This window comes from Cyanobium sp. PCC 7001 (assembly GCF_000155635.1).
Classification (GTDB): Bacteria; Cyanobacteriota; Cyanobacteriia; order PCC-6307; family Cyanobiaceae; genus NIES-981.
The window spans coordinates 2,171,428-2,187,533 of record NZ_DS990556.1 but is presented as its reverse complement, the minus strand read 5'-3'; the positions used below and the strand labels follow the sequence as shown (position 1 = coordinate 2,187,533).

The 16,106-nt window shown below is 72.8% G+C and carries 14 protein-coding genes; 8 read left to right on the top strand and 6 right to left on the bottom strand.

Annotated elements, in window-relative coordinates:
- The first annotated feature begins 5 nt into the window (after positions 1-5).
- From CPCC7001_RS10730 to CPCC7001_RS10695, 8 genes are read left to right on the top strand one after another with little or no spacing between them, the layout of a single operon-like run.
- Positions 6-929 carry a MoxR family ATPase gene (locus CPCC7001_RS10730; RefSeq protein WP_006910600.1) on the top strand — a complete coding sequence of 308 codons (924 nt, stop codon included), beginning with the start codon at positions 6-8 and terminating at the stop codon, positions 927-929.
- Positions 916-1,854 (top strand): hypothetical protein, encoded by a 939-nt coding sequence (locus tag CPCC7001_RS10725; protein ID WP_006909142.1) that lies wholly within the window; start codon positions 916-918, stop codon positions 1,852-1,854. The genes CPCC7001_RS10730 and CPCC7001_RS10725 overlap by 14 nt, the downstream gene beginning before the upstream one ends.
- On the top strand, positions 1,851-3,686 hold the full coding sequence (locus tag CPCC7001_RS14110) for a DUF3488 and DUF4129 domain-containing transglutaminase family protein (protein ID WP_006910154.1): 1,836 nt from the start codon (positions 1,851-1,853) through the stop codon (positions 3,684-3,686). The genes CPCC7001_RS10725 and CPCC7001_RS14110 overlap by 4 nt, the downstream gene beginning before the upstream one ends.
- Positions 3,683-4,510: a pentapeptide repeat-containing protein gene (locus CPCC7001_RS10715; protein ID WP_006911434.1), complete on the top strand. Its 828-nt coding sequence runs from the start codon at positions 3,683-3,685 to the stop codon at positions 4,508-4,510. The genes CPCC7001_RS14110 and CPCC7001_RS10715 overlap by 4 nt, the downstream gene beginning before the upstream one ends.
- Positions 4,511-4,538: 28 nt before the next feature.
- Entirely contained in the window at positions 4,539-6,704 is a 2,166-nt protein-coding gene (selD, locus tag CPCC7001_RS10710) for a selenide, water dikinase SelD (RefSeq protein ID WP_006910579.1), read from the top strand.
- Complete coding sequence (locus CPCC7001_RS10705; RefSeq protein ID WP_198006479.1) at positions 6,701-7,750, top strand: SIS domain-containing protein; 1,050 nt, start codon at positions 6,701-6,703, stop codon at positions 7,748-7,750. The genes selD and CPCC7001_RS10705 overlap by 4 nt, the downstream gene beginning before the upstream one ends.
- Before the next feature lie 40 nt (positions 7,751-7,790).
- A complete protein-coding gene (kdsA, locus tag CPCC7001_RS10700; protein WP_006909121.1) occupies positions 7,791-8,612 on the top strand; it encodes a 3-deoxy-8-phosphooctulonate synthase in 822 nt (273 codons plus the stop codon).
- A 20-nt stretch (positions 8,613-8,632) separates the two neighbouring features.
- Positions 8,633-9,208: an HAD family hydrolase gene (locus CPCC7001_RS10695; RefSeq protein WP_006909118.1), complete on the top strand. Its 576-nt coding sequence runs from the start codon at positions 8,633-8,635 to the stop codon at positions 9,206-9,208.
- A 40-nt stretch (positions 9,209-9,248) separates the two neighbouring features.
- Here CPCC7001_RS10695 and kdsB read toward each other — a convergent pair whose 3' ends face one another.
- From kdsB to CPCC7001_RS10665, 6 genes are all read right to left on the bottom strand, one after another.
- Entirely contained in the window at positions 9,249-10,025 is a 777-nt protein-coding gene (kdsB, locus tag CPCC7001_RS10690) for a 3-deoxy-manno-octulosonate cytidylyltransferase (protein WP_006910903.1), read from the bottom strand.
- A gap of 35 nt (positions 10,026-10,060) precedes the next feature.
- Complete coding sequence (locus CPCC7001_RS10685; RefSeq protein WP_006911106.1) at positions 10,061-11,311, bottom strand: CCA tRNA nucleotidyltransferase; 1,251 nt, start codon at positions 11,309-11,311, stop codon at positions 10,061-10,063.
- Positions 11,312-11,320: 9 nt separating this feature from the next.
- Positions 11,321-13,723: a UvrD-helicase domain-containing protein gene (locus CPCC7001_RS10680; RefSeq protein WP_006911070.1), complete on the bottom strand. Its 2,403-nt coding sequence runs from the start codon at positions 13,721-13,723 to the stop codon at positions 11,321-11,323.
- A gap of 27 nt (positions 13,724-13,750) precedes the next feature.
- Positions 13,751-14,791 (bottom strand): glycosyltransferase, encoded by a 1,041-nt coding sequence (locus CPCC7001_RS10675; protein ID WP_043368972.1) that lies wholly within the window; start codon positions 14,789-14,791, stop codon positions 13,751-13,753.
- A 17-nt stretch (positions 14,792-14,808) separates the two neighbouring features.
- The gene (locus tag CPCC7001_RS10670; protein ID WP_006911054.1) at positions 14,809-15,522 is read right to left on the bottom strand and encodes a heme oxygenase (biliverdin-producing); all 714 of its coding nucleotides are present in this window, start codon (positions 15,520-15,522) and stop codon (positions 14,809-14,811) included.
- Between the two features lie 79 nt (positions 15,523-15,601).
- Positions 15,602-16,069, bottom strand: a complete 468-nt coding sequence (locus CPCC7001_RS10665) for a hypothetical protein (RefSeq protein ID WP_006910268.1) — start codon at positions 16,067-16,069, stop codon at positions 15,602-15,604.
- Between the last annotated feature and the right edge of the window lie 37 nt (positions 16,070-16,106).

The window sequence follows — 16,106 nt, the reverse complement described above, 5'->3', positions numbered from 1 at the left end:
CCCCGATGCCAACCCCGCCGGAGCAGCTGGAGGCTGAAGGGGCTCTGGCCGGCCTGATCGCCTCCATCGGCAGGGTGCTGCTCGGCAAGGAGCACCAGGTGCGCCTGGCCGTGGCGGGCCTGCTGGCCCGCGGCCATCTGCTGCTTGAAGACCTGCCGGGCACCGGCAAGACCACCCTGGCCGAGGCCCTGGCCCGCGGCTTCGGGCTGGCCTTCAAGCGGGTGAGCTTCACCAGCGACCTGCTGCCCGCTGACCTCACCGGCATCAACGTGCTCGATCCGGGCTCGGGCACCTTCCGGTTCCAGAGCGGGCCCCTGTTCACCCAGGTGCTGCTGGCCGACGAGATCAACCGCGCCAGCCCCCGCACCCAGAGCGCCCTGCTGGAGGCCATGGCCGCCGGCCGCGTGAGCATCGACGGCACCAGCCACGATCTGTCCCGCCCCTTCGTGGTGATCGCCACCCAGAACGGCCTCGACCAGATCGGCACCGCGCCCCTGCCCGAGTCCCAGCTCGACCGGTTCCTGATGCGCCTCTCGCTCGGCTTCCCCGAGCGGGCCGCGGAGCGCGCCCTGCTCGCCGGCGAGGCCCTGCGGCTGGATGCCTTCCTGGATGCCCAGGCGCCGGTGAGCCTGCCGGCGCTGCAACAGCGCTGCAGCCGGCAGCACTGTTCACCCGCCCTGCTCGACTACGTGCTCGACCTGGTGGCGCTCAGCCGCCGCGCTGATCAGCCTGGTGCCCCCCTCTCCCCCCGGGCCTCCCAGGGCCTGGTGGCGGCGGCACGGGCCTGGTCGCTGCTGGAGGGGCGCCCCTTCGTGACGCCGGCCGATGTGCAGGCCGTCTTTCCCTCCGTGGCGGAACATCGGCTCGAGCCCAGCAGTGCCGGCGGCCTGAGCGAACGGTTGATGGAGCAGGTGGATGCGCTTCGGTAGGGCCCAGCAGGGCGATCACCTGCTGCTGGGATTGCGCAACCTCTACATCCTTCCCACCCGCTTCGGCTGGCTGTGGCTCTGCGGAGCGGTGCTCCTCTACGCCGTGGGCATCCAGACCCTCCGCAACGGGCCGCTGCTGCTCAGCTACCTGATGCTGGCGCTGCTCCTGCTGGCCCTGCTGCTCACCCAGTTCAACCTGCAGGGCCTGGACCTGCGCTGCGGCACGCCGGCGCCGGGATTCGTCGGCGGGGTGCTGCGCTACCCGATCCAGACCCGCAGCAGCCTGCCCCGCGAGGGGATCACGCTGCAGTGGCTGGGCGGCCCCGGGACCGCCGTCCACACCCTGCCGGTGGCCGAGCCCCAGCGCATCCCGGCAGGCAGCTCCTGCCTGGAGCTGTTCTGGACGCCCTTGCAGCGGGGAGCCCACAGGCCGGGCCGTCTGGTGCTCAGCAGCACGGCACCGCTGGGGCTGTTCATCTGCTGGACCCGCTGGGATCCGCCGGCGCGCCAGCTCGTCTACCCCGGCCGCCTGCCGGGGCCCGTGGCTTTGGCGGGGGGCAACCCTGGAGAGGCCCAGCAGGCCGCCGTCACCGCCGAGGGCGGCCCCGAAGGCAGCGCCGCCTGGCACGACCTCCGCCCCCACCGGGCCGAGGACGGGCAGGCGCGCCTGGCGTGGAAGGCCCTGGCCCAGGGCCGCGGCCGCCTCAGCAAGGTGTTCCATGACCCCGGCCGCGATCCGCTGCAGCTGGCGCCGGCGGCCGGGGTGGGCAAGGAGCGGGCGCTGGAGCACCTCAGCGAGCGCATCTGCCGTTGCAGCCAGCGGGGCGAGACCTACGGCCTGGTGCTGCCCCACCTGCGCATCGCCCCGGGCCAGGGCCGCCAGCACCGGGACCGCTGCCTCGAGGCCCTGGCCCTGGCCCCATGAGCCGCCTTCCGTCCCGACGCCTGCAGTGGTGCGCCCAGGCCAGCCTGGCCGTGGGCTGCATCGGCCTGGACCTCGGCTGGCTGCTGAGCTGGTTCACCCTCGCCCTTGTGGCGGCGGGGGCCCTGAAGCTCTGGGAGGCCCGCAGCCGGCCCAGTCGCCGCCTGGTGGCCCTGGTGCAGCTGATCGCCTGCGGGTTGCTGGCGGCCCAGCAGCCCGGGCTGTTGCCCAGCCTGCTGCAGCTGCTGACCACGCTGCTGGTCCTGGCCGGCCTGCTCGGCCTGGAGGCTGGCCTGCAGGTGCCCTGGTCCCTGCTGCTGCGCCGCAGTCTGCGGGTGCTGGCGGCCAGCCTGCCCTTCGCCCTGGTGCTGTTCCTGCTGCTGCCGCGCCTGGGGCCCTTCGGCCAGGCCGACGGGCGGAATGGCCCCCGCGCCAGCACGGGACTGAGCGGCGCCCTGGATCCCGGCACCATTGCCGAGCTGGCGACGGACGACGCTCCGGCCGCCCGGGTGGCCTTCGCGGATGACCGTCCCCCGCCTGAGGGGGAGCGCTACTGGCGGGTGCTGGTGCACCCGAAGTTCGATGGCCGCCGCTGGGAGCGGGAGGAGCAGGCCTTCCGCGACCTTCCCGCCAGCCCCCGGGCGGACCGGGCGGAGCAGCTGTGGCTGGTGGAGCCCAGCCGATTTCAGGCGGTGCCGTGGGATGGCCGCAGCTTCCCCGTCGCTGCGCAGCTGCGCAGCGATGCCCGTGGCGAACTGCTGGAGAGCAGGCCAGCCGGCGAAACCCGGGCCTACCAGCTCGGCCCAGGCCCGGGGGAGCCCGCCTGGCCCATCCGCCCGCCCAGCGTCAACGACCTGCTCCTGCCCAGGGCCGGGGATCCCCGGCTTCGGGAACTGGCCCGGGGCTGGGCCGCGCTGCCGCAGCCCAGCCAGCGGCTGGAGGCTGCCCGCGGCTGGTTTCTGACCAACGGCTTCCGCTACGACACCCGCCCCGGCCCGCTGCCGGAGCGCGACGGGCTGGACACCTTCCTGTTCGACACCCGCACCGGTTTCTGCGGGCACTACGCCAGCGCCTTCACGGCCCTGATGCGCGCCGCCGGGGTACCCGCCCGGGTGGTGACGGGCTACCTGGGAGGCGAATGGGTGGTGCCCCTGGGCGGCACCCCGTTCCTGGAGGTGCGCCAGAGCGACGCCCATGCCTGGAGTGAGGTGTGGCTGCCGGGGACCGGCTGGCAACGGGTGGACCCCACCAGCTGGGCGGGGGGGAGCCCGGGCAGCGAGGCCACACCGGCGGAGGCGGGGGCCCGGGCCAGGGCGCAGCTGAACCTGCTGCTGTGGCTGCAGCGCCAGTGGTGGGGCCTGGACGTGGCCTGGAGCCGCTGGTGGCTGGGCTTCGATCAGGCCGGCCAGGAAGCGCTGCTCCAACGCCTGTTCGGCGATCAGCGCGCCTGGCTCGGGGTGGTGGTGCTGCTGGCGCTGGCGGCGGCCCTGGCCCTCGGCGTGGCAGTGCTGCGGCGCAGCTCCGCCCCGACCGCCCGCCAGGACTGGCTCAGCCGCGATCTGGAGGCGTTGCTGCGGGTGCTGCGCCGTCATGGGATCACCCCGCGGCCCGGCGAGGACCTGGGCGATCTGTGCACCAGGGCGGCCGAGCGGGCACCACACCTGAGCGACTTGCTTGGGACCCTGGCCGAGCAGCACACCCTGCTGCGCTTCGCCCCACTGCCCCCGAACGGCAGGGGGGCGGAGCGGGCCAGGCAGCTGTGGAAGCTGGCCCTTCGCCAGCTGAACCGCTCCTCCAGGAGCGCTATAAGGCAGCCAGGTAGGTCCACGCCATGACGCACTTCCGGTTGTGGAAACCCCATCGGCTGCTGGCCGCCGCCAGCGGCCTCCTCCTGGGAGGCGGCCTGGCGTGCCTGCCCGCTGGGGCCACCAGCTACGAGGATCTGCTGCGGCTGATGGAGCAGCGCCAGTGCCCCCGCTGCGATCTCGCCGGCGCCGATCTGGTGCACGCCAAGCTGGAGGACGTGGATCTGCGCCAGGCCCGGCTGCAGCGGGCCAACCTGGGCCAGGCCCGGCTGGACGGAGCCCGGCTCAGCGGCGCCGATCTCAGCTTCACCACCCTGCAGGGCGCTTCCCTGCGCGGCGCCGATCTGCGGGGCGCCAGGCTGGAAGGCACCGACCTGCGCCAGGCCGATCTGGCCGGCGCCCTGCTGGATCCCGGCGCTCTGTCGCGGGCCCACTGGCAGGGGGCTCGCGGCGTGGACCATGAACAGCTCAGCTTCGGGGAACTCCACAACGCCGGCGTCCAGGCTGCCCAGCAGGGGCGCTTTCCCGAAGCCGAGGCCTACTTCAGTTCGGCCATCCGCCGCGAGCCCTCCGCGGCGGTGAGCTGGGTGGCCCGGGGCCTCACCCGCAGCGAGCAGGGCAAGACCCAGCTGGCCGCCACCGACTTCGACTACGCCGCCAGCCTCTACGCCGCCGGCGGTGAGGAGGCCCAGGCCGCCCAGCTGCGCGAGGCCGCCGTGCAGGTGAGTGCCTCTCCCGACGACCCCCAGGGCGGTGGCAGCGGCATCGGCTCGGCGGTGGTGGGAGGCGCCATGGGCGCCATCCAGTTCCTGCTGCCGCTGGCCGCCAAGGCCTTCATGCCTCTGCCCTTCTAGGCAGCCGGTCACGGCCTTCCGCCCCGCCATGCAGAACCATGGGCCCGCAGGCCATCTCGTGCTGGCCGGTGGGGGCCACACCCACGCCCTGCTGCTGAACCGCTGGGCGATGGGGCGGGGGCGTCGTCCCCGACCCGGGGAGGTGAGCCTGGTGAGCCGCCACAGCACGGCCCTCTATTCCGGCATGGTGCCGGGGCTGGTGGCCGGGCTGTACGCCCACCACGAGGCAGCCATCGATCTGCGCCAGCTGTGCCGGCGTGCCGGGGTGGCCTTCATCCAAGCGGAGATCGTGGGGCTCGATCCCGGCGAGCAATCACTGCTGCTGGAAGGCAGACCGGCCCTGCGCTGGGACTGGCTGAGCCTGGATGTGGGATCCGTCACCGCCGTTCCGGAGCAGCCGGCCGGACAGCCGGAGCCGCTGGCCGTGAAACCGCTGGAACCGTTCCTGGCCTGGGCGGACCAGCTCGGTGGCGTGCCCCCCCGCGATGCACCCGTGCGGATCCGCGGGGGAGGTGCAGCCGGCGTGGAACTGGCCCTGGCCCTGCGCCGGCGCGCGTTGCCGGTGCGTCTGCTGCTGCGGGGGCAGCAACTGGATCTGGGCTCTCCCGCTGCCAACCGCCTCGGGGACTCGCTGCTCGAGGCCGCCAGGGTGGAGGTGCGGCGGGGCGCCGGCAGCACCGAGCGGACCGATCTGACCTGCACCGGCAGCCGCGCCCCCGCCTGGCTGGGGGCTGCCGGCCTGCCCACCGACCCACACGGACGCGTGCTCAGCGCCGCAAGCCTGCAGGTGCAGGGGCATCCCCGCCTGTTCGTCTGCGGCGACTGCGGCGTGATCGCCGCGGCCCCACGCCCCCCGTCCGGCGTCTGGGCGGTGCGGGCCGCCCCCACCCTCGCGGTGAACCTGGAGCGCTGCCTGGAGGCCGGTCCGGCCCGGTTGCCACGCCGGCTGCGCCATTGGCGGCCCCAGCGCTGGGCCCTGCAGCTGCTCGGGGATGGGGGCACCGGCGGAGGCGGCGCCACTCCGGCCCCGCCTGGGGCCATCGCCCTGTGGGGGCCCCTGGCCGTGGGGCCCAGCCGCTGGCTGTGGCGCTGGAAGGACCGCATCGATCGCCAGTTCATGCAGCGCTTCCAGCCCGGCAGGGCCATGGCCCCACCCAACCGGCCCGCCGAGCCAGGGGGCGGGGCGACCAGCGGGGCGATGGCCTGCCGTGGCTGCGCCGCCAAGCTGCCCGCCGGTCCGCTCTTGGCCGCGCTGCACGCCAGCGGCCAGAGCCCCGGCGCCGAGGACGCCGCCGCGGTGGGACCCATGGCCGACGGCACCGTGCTGCTGCAGAGCGTGGATGGCTTTCCTGCCCTGGTGGAGGATCCCTGGCTCAACGGCCGCCTCACCGCCCTGCATGCCTGCAGCGACCTGTGGGCCAGTGGCGCCAGGCTGCACAGCGCCCTGGCGGTGGTGACCGTGCCCGAGGCGGCGGCATCGCTGCAGCAGGAGGTGCTGCACCAGACCCTGGCCGGCATCCGCTCGGTGCTCGAGGCCCACGGCGCCCCACTGCTGGGGGGTCACACGCTGGAGGCCCGCGATGGGGGCGGACTGGTGGTGACCCTGAGCGTGAACGGCAGTGTGGAGCGGCCGCAGCACTGGCCCAAGGGCCCGCTGCGGCCGGGGGACGCCCTGCTGCTGAGCCGCCCCCTGGGCACGGGCGTCCTGTTCGCCGCGGCCATGGCCGCGGCGGCCGAACCCCTCTGGATCGATCAGGCCCTCAGCCAGATGCAGCAGAGCCAGGCGTCCCTGGTGTCCCTGCTGCGGCGCCACGGCTGCACGGCCTGCACCGACGTGACGGGCTTCGGCCTGCTGGGCCACCTGGGCGAGATGGTGGCGGCCAGCCCGGCGGGCCTCAGGGTCGAGCTCGATGCAGCGGCCATTCCCGCCCTCCCCGGCGCTCTGGAGCTGCTGGAGGCAGGCCATGCCAGCAGCCTGGCTCCCGCCAACGCCACTGCCCTGGAGCTGCTGCAGGGCCCGATCCGGCTGCAAGGCGCAGCGACAAGCCCGCTGCTGGGCCTGCTGATCGACCCCCAGACCTGCGGGCCCCTGCTGGCCGCCGTTCCGGGCCCAGCCGCCGCTGCGGCCCTGGAGACCCTGCGCCGGGCCGGCTTCCCCGCTGCCGCTGCGGTGGGGCAGGTGCTGGAAGAATGACGCCACTCCCGGTGCTGCCTTTGTCCGCCCTCACCCGCTGCCTGCAGGAGGAGGCCTCCGCCATCGCCGCAGCTGCCGAGCGCCTCGATTCCCAGCAGGTGGAGGCCACCCTGGAGCTGCTGGAGAGCTGCCGGCAGCGCCGCGCCAAGCTGGTGGTAACCGGCGTGGGCAAGAGCGGCATCGTGGCCCGCAAGATCGCCGCCACCTTCTCCTCGATCGGACTCACGGCGGTGTTCCTCAACCCGGTGGACGCCCTGCACGGCGACCTCGGCATCGTGGCCGCCGATGACGTGACGCTGCTGCTCTCCAACAGCGGCGAAACGGAGGAACTGCTCGCCATCCTTCCCCACCTGAAGCGGCGTGGCACCAGCCGCATCGCCCTGGTGGGCCGGGTGGAGTCGAGCCTGGCCCGCGGCTGCGACCTGGTGCTCGACGCCGCCGTGGACCGGGAGGTGTGCCCGCTCAACCTGGCCCCCACCGCCAGCACGGCGGTGGCGATGGCGATCGGCGATGCCCTGGCCGCGGTGTGGATGGAGCGGGCCGGCATCTCGCCGGTGGACTTCGCCATCAACCACCCGGCCGGCTCCCTCGGCCGCCGCCTCACCCTCACCGTGGGCGATTTGATGGTGCCGGCCGGCGAGATCGAACCGCTCCACCCGGAGGCCCGCCTGCCGGTGGTGATCGCCCACCTCACCCAGGGCAGCCCGGGGCGCGGCAGCCTCGGTGCCAGCTGGGTGCACGGCAGCGACCCCTCCCAGCTGGCCGGGCTGATCACCGATGGCGACCTGCGCCGCACCCTGCAGCGTCACGGGCCGGGCGACTGGGACCGGATCACCGCCGCCGAGATGGCCACCACCGACCCGATCACCGTGACTCCCGATGTGCTGGCAGCCGAGGCCCTGGAGCTAATGGAACGCAACCGGCGCCAGGCGATTTCGGTGATGCCGGTGGTGTCGCCGGACGACCCCCGCCGGCTGGAGGGGCTGCTGCGCCTGCATGATCTGGTGCAGGCCGGCTTCAGCGCCTCGGTGGCGTCCCCGAGCTGACGACCCGTTTCCCAACCCTGATTCCCCTCGCCCCGTTCCGATGACCTTCCGCCTGATCGCCGGACCCTGCGTGATCGAGAGCCGCGATCTGGTGCTGCAGGTGGCCGAACAGGTGAGCGGGCTCTGCCAGGAGCTGGGCATCACCTACGTGTTCAAGGCCAGCTTCGACAAGGCCAACCGCAGCTCCGGAAAGTCGTTCCGCGGCCCCGGCCCCGAGGAGGGTCTCCGCATCCTGCAGGAGGTGCGCGAGCAGCTGGGGATCCCGGTGCTCACCGACATCCATGAGAGCCACCAGGCGGCCATGGCCGCCGAGGCGGTGGACGTGCTCCAGATCCCGGCCTTCCTCTGCCGCCAGACCGACCTGCTGGAGGCCGCCGCCCGGGCGGTGGCCGGCACCGACAAGGTGGTGAACGTGAAGAAGGGCCAGTTCCTGGCCCCCTGGGACATGGCCCAGGTGGTGAACAAGCTGCGCGAAAGCGGCCTGGAGGCCGAGAGCGGCCGGCTGTGGCTCACCGAGCGGGGCTCCAGCTTTGGCTACAACACCCTGGTGGTGGATTTCCGCGGCCTGCCCCAGATGCAGGCGCTGGGCTGCCCCGTGATCTTCGATGCCACCCATGCAGTGCAGCAGCCGGGCGGGCAGGGCACCACCTCGGGCGGCCAGCGGGAGTTCGTGGCACCGCTGGCCCGGGGTGCGGTGGCGGTGGGGGCCGACGGGCTGTTCATGGAGGTGCACCCCGATCCCCCCCAGGCCCTCAGCGACGGGCCCAACATGGTGCCCCTGCACCGGCTGGAGGCCCTGCTGCGCCAGCTGATGGAGCTGCGGGCCGTGGTGCAGGACGGCCTGGCCGTCAGCACCCTCTGAGCGGAGCGGGAGCGAGCACCATGCCTGCCCCCTTTCCCGCGCTGCGCTCCCGGCTGCAGCGGCTGGCCGCCGGCCGGAAGCTGGCGGCGGTGCAGCTGCTGGTGTGCGATGTGGATGGGGTGCTCACCGATGGCGGCCTCCACTACGACCAGGCCGGCCAGGTGGTGAAGCGCTTCAACGTGCGCGACGGCCTGGCGATCCGCATGCTGCAGCGCGCCGGCATCGAGGTGGCCCTGCTCAGCGGCGGCCGCAGCGGCGCGATCGAGCAGCGGGCCCGCCACCTCCACATCCAGCACTGCCGGGCGGGGGTGGGCGACAAGCTGGCGGGCCTGCAGGAGCTTCAGGCCGAGGTGGGGGCCTCAGCCGCCTGCACCGCCTTCATCGGTGACGACCTCAACGACCTGGCGGTGCGGCCGGCCACGGCCCTGCTGGTGGCCCCGGCGGATGCCGCCAGCGCCCTGCGCCGCCGCGCCGACTGGGTGCTGCGCAGCCCCGGGGGCCACGGCGCCGTGCGGGAACTTGCGGAGGCCCTGCTGCAGTGTCGCGGAGCCCTGAAGGAGCTGCACAGGAGCGGCTGGCGGGAGGGCAACGGCTGAGCTCAGGGCTGCTAGGGCCGCCGAGCTGAACCCCGGCCCTTCATGCCTGGCCGACCAGCAGGGCCCGGGCCTGCTCCAGCTGCTCGGCGGTGTCGACCGAGAGGCAGTCCTGGTCCACCTCGAAGGTGTGGATGGGGATGGCCGCTTCGATCAGCCGCAGCTGCTCCAGCTTCTCCAGATCCTCGAGGCTGGAAGGGGGCAGGGCATTCCACCCGGCGAGCACATCACCCCGATAGCCGTAGAGGCCCACATGGCCCCAGTAGGTGGTGCGCTCTGCCCACCGCTCAGGAGTCAGGTCCCGCACGTGGGGCAGGGCGCTGCGGGAGAACGTGATCGCCCGGCCATCGGCGGCGCGGAGCACTTTCACCACGTTGGGATCGTGCAGCTTGGTGGCGGCAAGGGGATACACCGGCGTGATCACCTCAGGACGCCCCAGGGCAGAGAAACGCGCCACCATGCCCTCGATGATCGCCGGATCGAGCAGGGGTTGATCGGCCTGCACGTTGATCACCAGCGTGTGCTCGGCGGCTCCGCCACCGGCCGCCAGCAAGGCCGGGATCACGGCCGCCAGCCGCTCGCTGCCGCTGCTGCAGTGCTGAGGGGTGAGCAGGGCCTTAACGCCCCAGGCCTCTGCTGCCCGCTCCACCACAGGACTGTCGGTGCACACCACCAGGGCGTCCACCCCCCTGGCCAGGCGGCAGCGGTCCACCACATGCTGGAGCATCGGCCGGCCGCCGATGTCGGCCAGCACCTTTCCGGGCAGGCGGGATGAGGCCAGCCGGGCCGGGATTGCAACCACCACAGCCGAATCCGACACAGGCGCCCCAGAGCTGGGCGGATCCTATGGGTGCCCTAGAGCCGCTCCTGGGCCAGCCGCCTTTCCCGCAGGCGCCGCAGCTCCTCCCCCAGGGCCGGCCCGGGCTTCACTCCCCGGGCGATCAGCTCGGCGGCCGTGTCCGGCGCCTTCAGGTGCCGCCAGCGCAGCCACCAGCGCAGCAGGGGCCGGCGGGGAGCGGTGCCGGTGACCAGGGCCAGCAGCACCGCCTCCGGCGAACCGCCCGGAGCCTCCAGGGCCGCGCACCAGGCCGCCACCGTCGGAGGTCCGCCGTTGGCTTCGGCGGCGGGCTGCTGCAGCTCGGCCAGGCGCTGGCGCAGCTCCAGCCACTGGGCCAGCAGACGATGCTGGCGGTGGGGCAGCTGCAGCCGTTCCGCCAGGGCCAGGGGGTCGGCGGCGCCGGCCACGAGCGCCACCATCAGCGGCAGACCGGCGCGGCCGGCCCAGTGGAGACGCCGCCGCCAGTGGCGGTCGGCCTGGAGGCGGGCATCGAGCAAGGCCAGGCCGCCCCAGTCCTGCAGGATCGCCAGGGCGGCGGGCCAGGGCTCCCGCAGCAGCAGCAGCTCGAACTCCATCCGCAGCCGCGTGCCCAGGGCCGCGGGCGCCTGGCCCGGCCGCTCGCCGGAGTGCCAGGCCCAGGGCCAGGCTTCCAGGGTGCGGCGCGCCTGTTCGCGGCTGCCGGGCTCCAGCCGGAAGCCGAGCCGGGCCGCGTAGCGGGCGCCGCGCACCAGGCGGCTGGGATCGTCGTGCAGGCTGTGGGGGTGGAGCAGCCGCAGCTGCCGCCGCTGCAGATCCGCCTGGCCGCCATGGGGGTCGAGCAGCTCACCGCTGGCCAGATCCAGGGCGATGGCATTGATGCTGAAATCACGGCGGGCCAGATCGTCCGCCAGCAGGCCCGGCACCACCTTCGGGTTCTCCCCGGGCTGCGGATAGGTCTCGCAGCGGGCGGTGGCCACATCCAGCAGCACGGTCTGGCCCTCGAGCCGCAGCTCCACCTCCACCGTGCCGTAGGCGCCGTGCTCCTGGGCCGCCCGCAGCGCCCCCGGCGGCAGCAGGGCCTCCAGCCGCCGCACCAGATCGATGGCCGGGCCCTCCGCCACCAGGTCGAGGTCGGGAACGCCGCGCCAGGGGTCGTTGTGCACCCGGTGCAGCAGCAGATCGCGCACGGCACCGCCCACCAGGGCCACCCGCTGGGGGGGCGGGCCACCGGCCCGGGCGGCCGCGGCCAGGGCCCCCACCAGCGCTTCGGGAATGCCGGGAACGTCCAAGCGGCGGCCTCAGAGCGGCTCGATCGGCGCCAGGCGCGGATCGAGGATCTTGGGGCCCATCCCCTCGAACTTCACCGCGATCGAGATCTTCTCGCCGCTGCCGAACAGGTGGGTCACGTGTCCCTCCCCGAAGGCGCTGTGGCGCAGGCGGTCGCCCACGGCCCAGGTCTTGCCGGCACCGGCGCCGCGGCGGCGCACGGCGTTGGCGGGGGCACCGCCGGCTCCCCCCGACGCCACCCGCCGGCTCTCCTCCCGGTCCACCCGGGTGAGCCGGTCGAGCCGCTGCTCGCGACGGATCGCGGCACCGCCGCTGCGGGGGATGTCGCCCTGCACCAGCTCCTCGGGCAGCTCGGCCAGGAACACCGAGGGCACCGCCGGCTCGCGCATGCCACCCCACAGCCGCCGCTCGCTGGCGTGGGAGAGGAACAGGCGTTCCTTCGCCCGGGTGATGCCCACGTAGCAGAGGCGCCGCTCCTCCTCCATGGCGGCGGGATCCTCCAGGGAGCGGTAGCTGGGGAAGAGGCCCTGCTCCATCCCCACCAGGAACACCACCGGGAATTCCAGGCCCTTGCTGGCGTGGAGGGTCATCAGGGTCACCCGGTCCTGCTGGGTGTCCTTGCTGTCGGCATCGCTGGCCAGGGCGGCGGAGGCGAGGAAATCCTCCAGCGAGCCCTCCTCGTTCTCCTCCTGGTACTGCAGGGCGGCGTTCACCAGCTCATTGAGGTTGCGGCGGCGGTCCTCCGCCTCATCGGTGCCCTCGGCGATCAGCTCGGCGAGGTAGCCGCTCTGCTCCATCACCCGCTGCACCAGCTCCGAAGGGGGGGCGTCCTGGCTGCGGGCCTGCAGATCGCTGAGCAGCTCGCGGAACTGCAGCAGCCCCTTGGCCGAGCGCCCCCCCAGGGAGCGCACCGCCTCGGGATCGCTCACCACCTCCCAGAGCGGAATGCCCAGCTGGTTGGCGGCGTCGGTGAGCCGCTCGATCGTGGTCTTGCCGATGCCCCGCTTCGGCGTGTTCAGCACCCGCAACAGGCTCACCGTGTCGGCCGGGTTCACCAGCAGCTTCAGGTAGGCGAGCATGTCCTTGATCTCGCGCCGGTCGTAGAAGCGCAGGCCCCCCACCACGATGTAGGGGATGCCCCAGCGCACGAGCGATTCCTCCATGGCTCGGCTCTGGGCATTGGTGCGGTAGAGCACGACCATGTCACCCCAGCGCAGCTCGCTGTGGGCCGCGTCGAGCATCCGCATCCGGTGCACCACCGCCTCGGCCTCGGCGACCTCGTCGTCGCAGCGGGTGAGGGTGATGGGCTCCCCCTCGCCCCGGGTGGGCCGCAGCACCTTGTCGATCCGCTCGGTGTTGTGGGCGATCAGGGCGTTGGCCGCCTCGAGGATCGTGGCGGTGGAGCGGTAGTTCTCCTCCAGCTTCACCATCGTGCGGGTGGCTTCATCGGCGGCGCCGTCGCCGAAGTCGTCCTGGAACCCCATCAGGATGGTGAAGTCAGCGGCGCGGAAGCTGTAGATGCTCTGGTCGGCGTCGCCCACCACGAACACCGAGCGGCCGCTCCAGTTGTCGTAGGCCTCGGGATCCTGGCCGTCGGTGACCAGCAGCTTGATCAGCTCGTACTGGGTGCGGTTGGTGTCCTGGTATTCGTCCACCAGCACGTGGCGGAAGCGGCGGTGCCAGTAGTTGCGGATCTGGTCGTTCTGGCGCAGCAGCTGCACGGGCAGCAGCAGCAGATCGTCGAAGTCGAGGGCGTTGTTGGCCGCCAGGGCGCGGCGGTAGCGGCGGTAGGTCTCGGCCATCAGCTTGCCGCGCTGGCCACCAGCATCGGCTTCGAGCTGCTCGGGCATCCAGCCCTGGTTCTTGGCGTTGCTGATCGCCCAGCGCACCTTCTTGGGCTCGAAGCGCTTGGGGTCGAGGCCCAGCTCCTGGGTCACGATCTCCTTGATCAGGCTCTGCACGTCTCCCTCGTCGTAGATGGAGAACTGGCGCGTCCAGCTGAGGCCTTCGGGATCGCGGAACTTGTCGATGTCGAAGCGCAGCAGCCGGGCGAACAGGGCGTGGAAGGTGCCGATCCAGAGGTCCTTGATCACCTCGCGGTAGATGCGGCTGCGCAGCTGCCGCTGCTCCAGCAGCGGCAGGGTGCTCCAGGGCTGGCCGAACTGGCTCTGGGCCAGCTTCTGGGCCAGCAGCAGCTCCAGCCGCTCCTTCATCTCCCGGGCGGCCTTGTTGGTGAAGGTCACGGCCAGCAGCTCGGCTGGGTCGGCGCCGTGGTGGCCGATCAGGTGGGCGATGCGATGGGTGAGGGCCCGCGTCTTGCCGCTGCCGGCCCCTGCCACCACCAGCAGCGGACCGGTGTGGTGGTCCACTGCCTTGCGCTGGGCTTCATTGAGGCCGGCCAGGAAGGCGCTCATCCACGGGCCAGGAATGCGTTCCGCACCCTAGGCACCGCGCCGCGCCAGCACCCGCTGCAGCCGCGACTGCCAGCGGCGAAGCCGCAGCCGCCACAGCGGCGGGGCCTGCAGCGGCGCTTCACCGGCCTGGAGACGGTCCCAGTGGTCGTTCACCCGGGTGAGGGCCTCACGCCAGCGCTCCAGCAGGGCCGCCTCGCTGCTGGCCGCCAGCAGCGCATCCAGCTCGGCGGCTGGCGCGCGCCAGGCGGCCGGATCGGCCACGGCGGCGCTGATCCGCTCCAGATCGGCGCTGAGGGTGCCGGCACCGAGCTGGTGGCCGAGGCGGCCGGGATCGAGGCTGTCGGCCAGGGCGTGGTTGAGGCTGCTGAACACCACGCAGCCGCAGGCGAGGGCCTCCAGGGGCGGCAGGCCGAAGCCCTCGCTCACCCCGCTCACCCGCCAGTGGTCGGCGGAGTCGTAGAGCACCACGGTGGCGCTGTTGAACAGATCCACCAGGTCGTCGACCCAGCCCGCCTGCACCTCCACCCGCAACCCACGCCGCCGCAGGGCCGGCACCAGCACCTCCAGCAGGTAGGCGCTGCTCTTGCGCCGCTGCACCAGCACATCGATGGGGCGCTCTCCGGTGCCGTCGCGGCGGCCCCGCTGCAGCCAGCGGGGATCGAGCGCGTTGGGAACGAGGGCCAAGGGGTTGCGGCTGGCCCACTGGCCCCAGTAGCCGAGGGTGTTGCGGCTCACGGCCAGCACCGGCACTCCGGCCGGCAGGGGAAAGCCGTAGCCGCTGCTGTGGGCGTGGTAGGCCACGGCGCGGCCCCGCAGGGCTCGCAGCTGGCGTGGCACCTCGAAGCCCCAGCTCACGATCCAGAGCATCTGGCGGGCGGCGGCGCCATCGGGCGGTTCGGCCCGCAGCAGATCGGCCAGGAAGGGGTGGTCGGGCTCCCGCTGCCGGTAGGTCACCACCTCGGTGGGGGCCAGCTGCTGCAGCAGGCGGGCCGTCTGCAGCTCCACCAGCAGACCGCCACCGCGCAGGCGGCCGCCGGTGCCGGGCACGAGAACACGAAGCGATCGCAAGGGGGCGGGCGCTGGCCTCAGGCGGCCACGGCCTCGGTGCTGCCGGTGCGCTGGCGGCGGGTGAGGAAGCCGAACAGCACCTTGCCGATGGCGGCGATCAGGTTGCCTTCCAGCTCCTGGAACATCTTCATGTTGAGGTGGAAGGCGTGGTTGGCCTCGGCCACGATCCGATCAGCGGTGGCCTGGTCGATCGGCAGCTGATCGAGGGTGGCCCGGTAGTTCACCTTGAAGGCCTTCTCGTCCGGGATGGCGTCGAACTCGTAGAAGCGCAGACCGTCGTGATCGCCGAGGTTCATCGCCTTCTGGGCGATGTTCTTGAGGATCTGGCCGCCGGAGAGATCGCCGATGTAGCGGGTGTAGTGATGGCCCACCAGCAGCTCGGGGCTCTCCTGGGCCACCTGGTGCAGCCGGGCCACATACTCCTGGGCGGCGGGGGTGGCCTTCACGGCCGTGCGCCAGTCGGGCCCGAAGTAGAAGGCGAGATCCTGCTCGAGGCTCTCGCGGCGGTTGAGCTCGGGGAAGGCCACCGGACCCACCACGGGGTGGCTGCGGAGCTTGGCGAACTCCTCCTCCATGGCGGAGTACACGAAGTAGAGGTCGGCCACCAGGGTGCGGTAGCTGGCCTTGTCCACCACGCCCTTGAGGAAGCAGCTCACGAAGCCGGTGTTCTCGGCCATGGTGTGGGCCTTCTTGGTGCCTTCACGCAACTGGGAGGCGAGAGCAACGGACATGAGCTGGCGGCAGCACGACACGGGCAGAGAGCCACCGTAGGCGTGGTGTTTGCCAGGGCGGCCTCAAGATTGCGAAGGGTTACGCGGCGCAGGCGCCGTTCACTTCGAACAGATCGAACAGGTTGCGGCAGAACTGCTGCAGTTTCGCCACCGAAGCGGCATCGGGCAGATGGCTGCCGGTGGGACGCCAGTCGCCCACGGTGGCGAGGCGCCAGCGCTCCGATTCATAGGTGAGGCCGCGGATCAGCACGCCCAGCAGCCGCGGCCGCCCGGCATCCCCGCGGTTGGCGCCGCTGCCCTGGCGGGCCGGAGCGCAGTCGAGGCGCAGCTGCACCAGAAACGAGCGGCACTGGCTGCGGGGACTCCAGCCCGGCAGATGAAAGGAGAGGTCCACGCTCTCCTGATCGGCGAACTCGCGGGTGCAGGGATCGTCGCGCCAGGGCTTGAGATTGGCGCGGGCATCGGGGAACTGGGCCCGGAACAGGGCCGCCGCCGAGGCGATCGCCTGGGCCAGTTCCAGATTTCTGGCCTGGTCGGCGGCGTTCATGCCGTTTCCCCTGAGCAGAACCGCGCTGTGCCAAAAC

Bases quoted from the DNA above. Each gene is read 5' to 3' on its own strand.
- CPCC7001_RS10730 (WP_006910600.1), top strand. From the start codon at position 6: ATGCCAACCCCGCCGGAGCAGCTGGAGGCTGAAGGGGCTCTGGCCGGC.
- CPCC7001_RS10725 (WP_006909142.1), top strand. From the start codon at position 916: ATGCGCTTCGGTAGGGCCCAGCAGGGCGATCACCTGCTGCTGGGATTG.
- CPCC7001_RS14110 (WP_006910154.1), top strand. From the start codon at position 1,851: ATGAGCCGCCTTCCGTCCCGACGCCTGCAGTGGTGCGCCCAGGCCAGC.
- CPCC7001_RS10715 (WP_006911434.1), top strand. From the start codon at position 3,683: ATGACGCACTTCCGGTTGTGGAAACCCCATCGGCTGCTGGCCGCCGCC.
- selD (WP_006910579.1), top strand. From the start codon at position 4,539: ATGCAGAACCATGGGCCCGCAGGCCATCTCGTGCTGGCCGGTGGGGGC.
- CPCC7001_RS10705 (WP_198006479.1), top strand. From the start codon at position 6,701: ATGACGCCACTCCCGGTGCTGCCTTTGTCCGCCCTCACCCGCTGCCTG.
- kdsA (WP_006909121.1), top strand. From the start codon at position 7,791: ATGACCTTCCGCCTGATCGCCGGACCCTGCGTGATCGAGAGCCGCGAT.
- CPCC7001_RS10695 (WP_006909118.1), top strand. From the start codon at position 8,633: ATGCCTGCCCCCTTTCCCGCGCTGCGCTCCCGGCTGCAGCGGCTGGCC.
- CPCC7001_RS10680 (WP_006911070.1), bottom strand. From the start codon at position 13,723: ATGAGCGCCTTCCTGGCCGGCCTCAATGAAGCCCAGCGCAAGGCAGTG.
- CPCC7001_RS10670 (WP_006911054.1), bottom strand. From the start codon at position 15,522: ATGTCCGTTGCTCTCGCCTCCCAGTTGCGTGAAGGCACCAAGAAGGCC.
- CPCC7001_RS10665 (WP_006910268.1), bottom strand. From the start codon at position 16,069: ATGAACGCCGCCGACCAGGCCAGAAATCTGGAACTGGCCCAGGCGATC.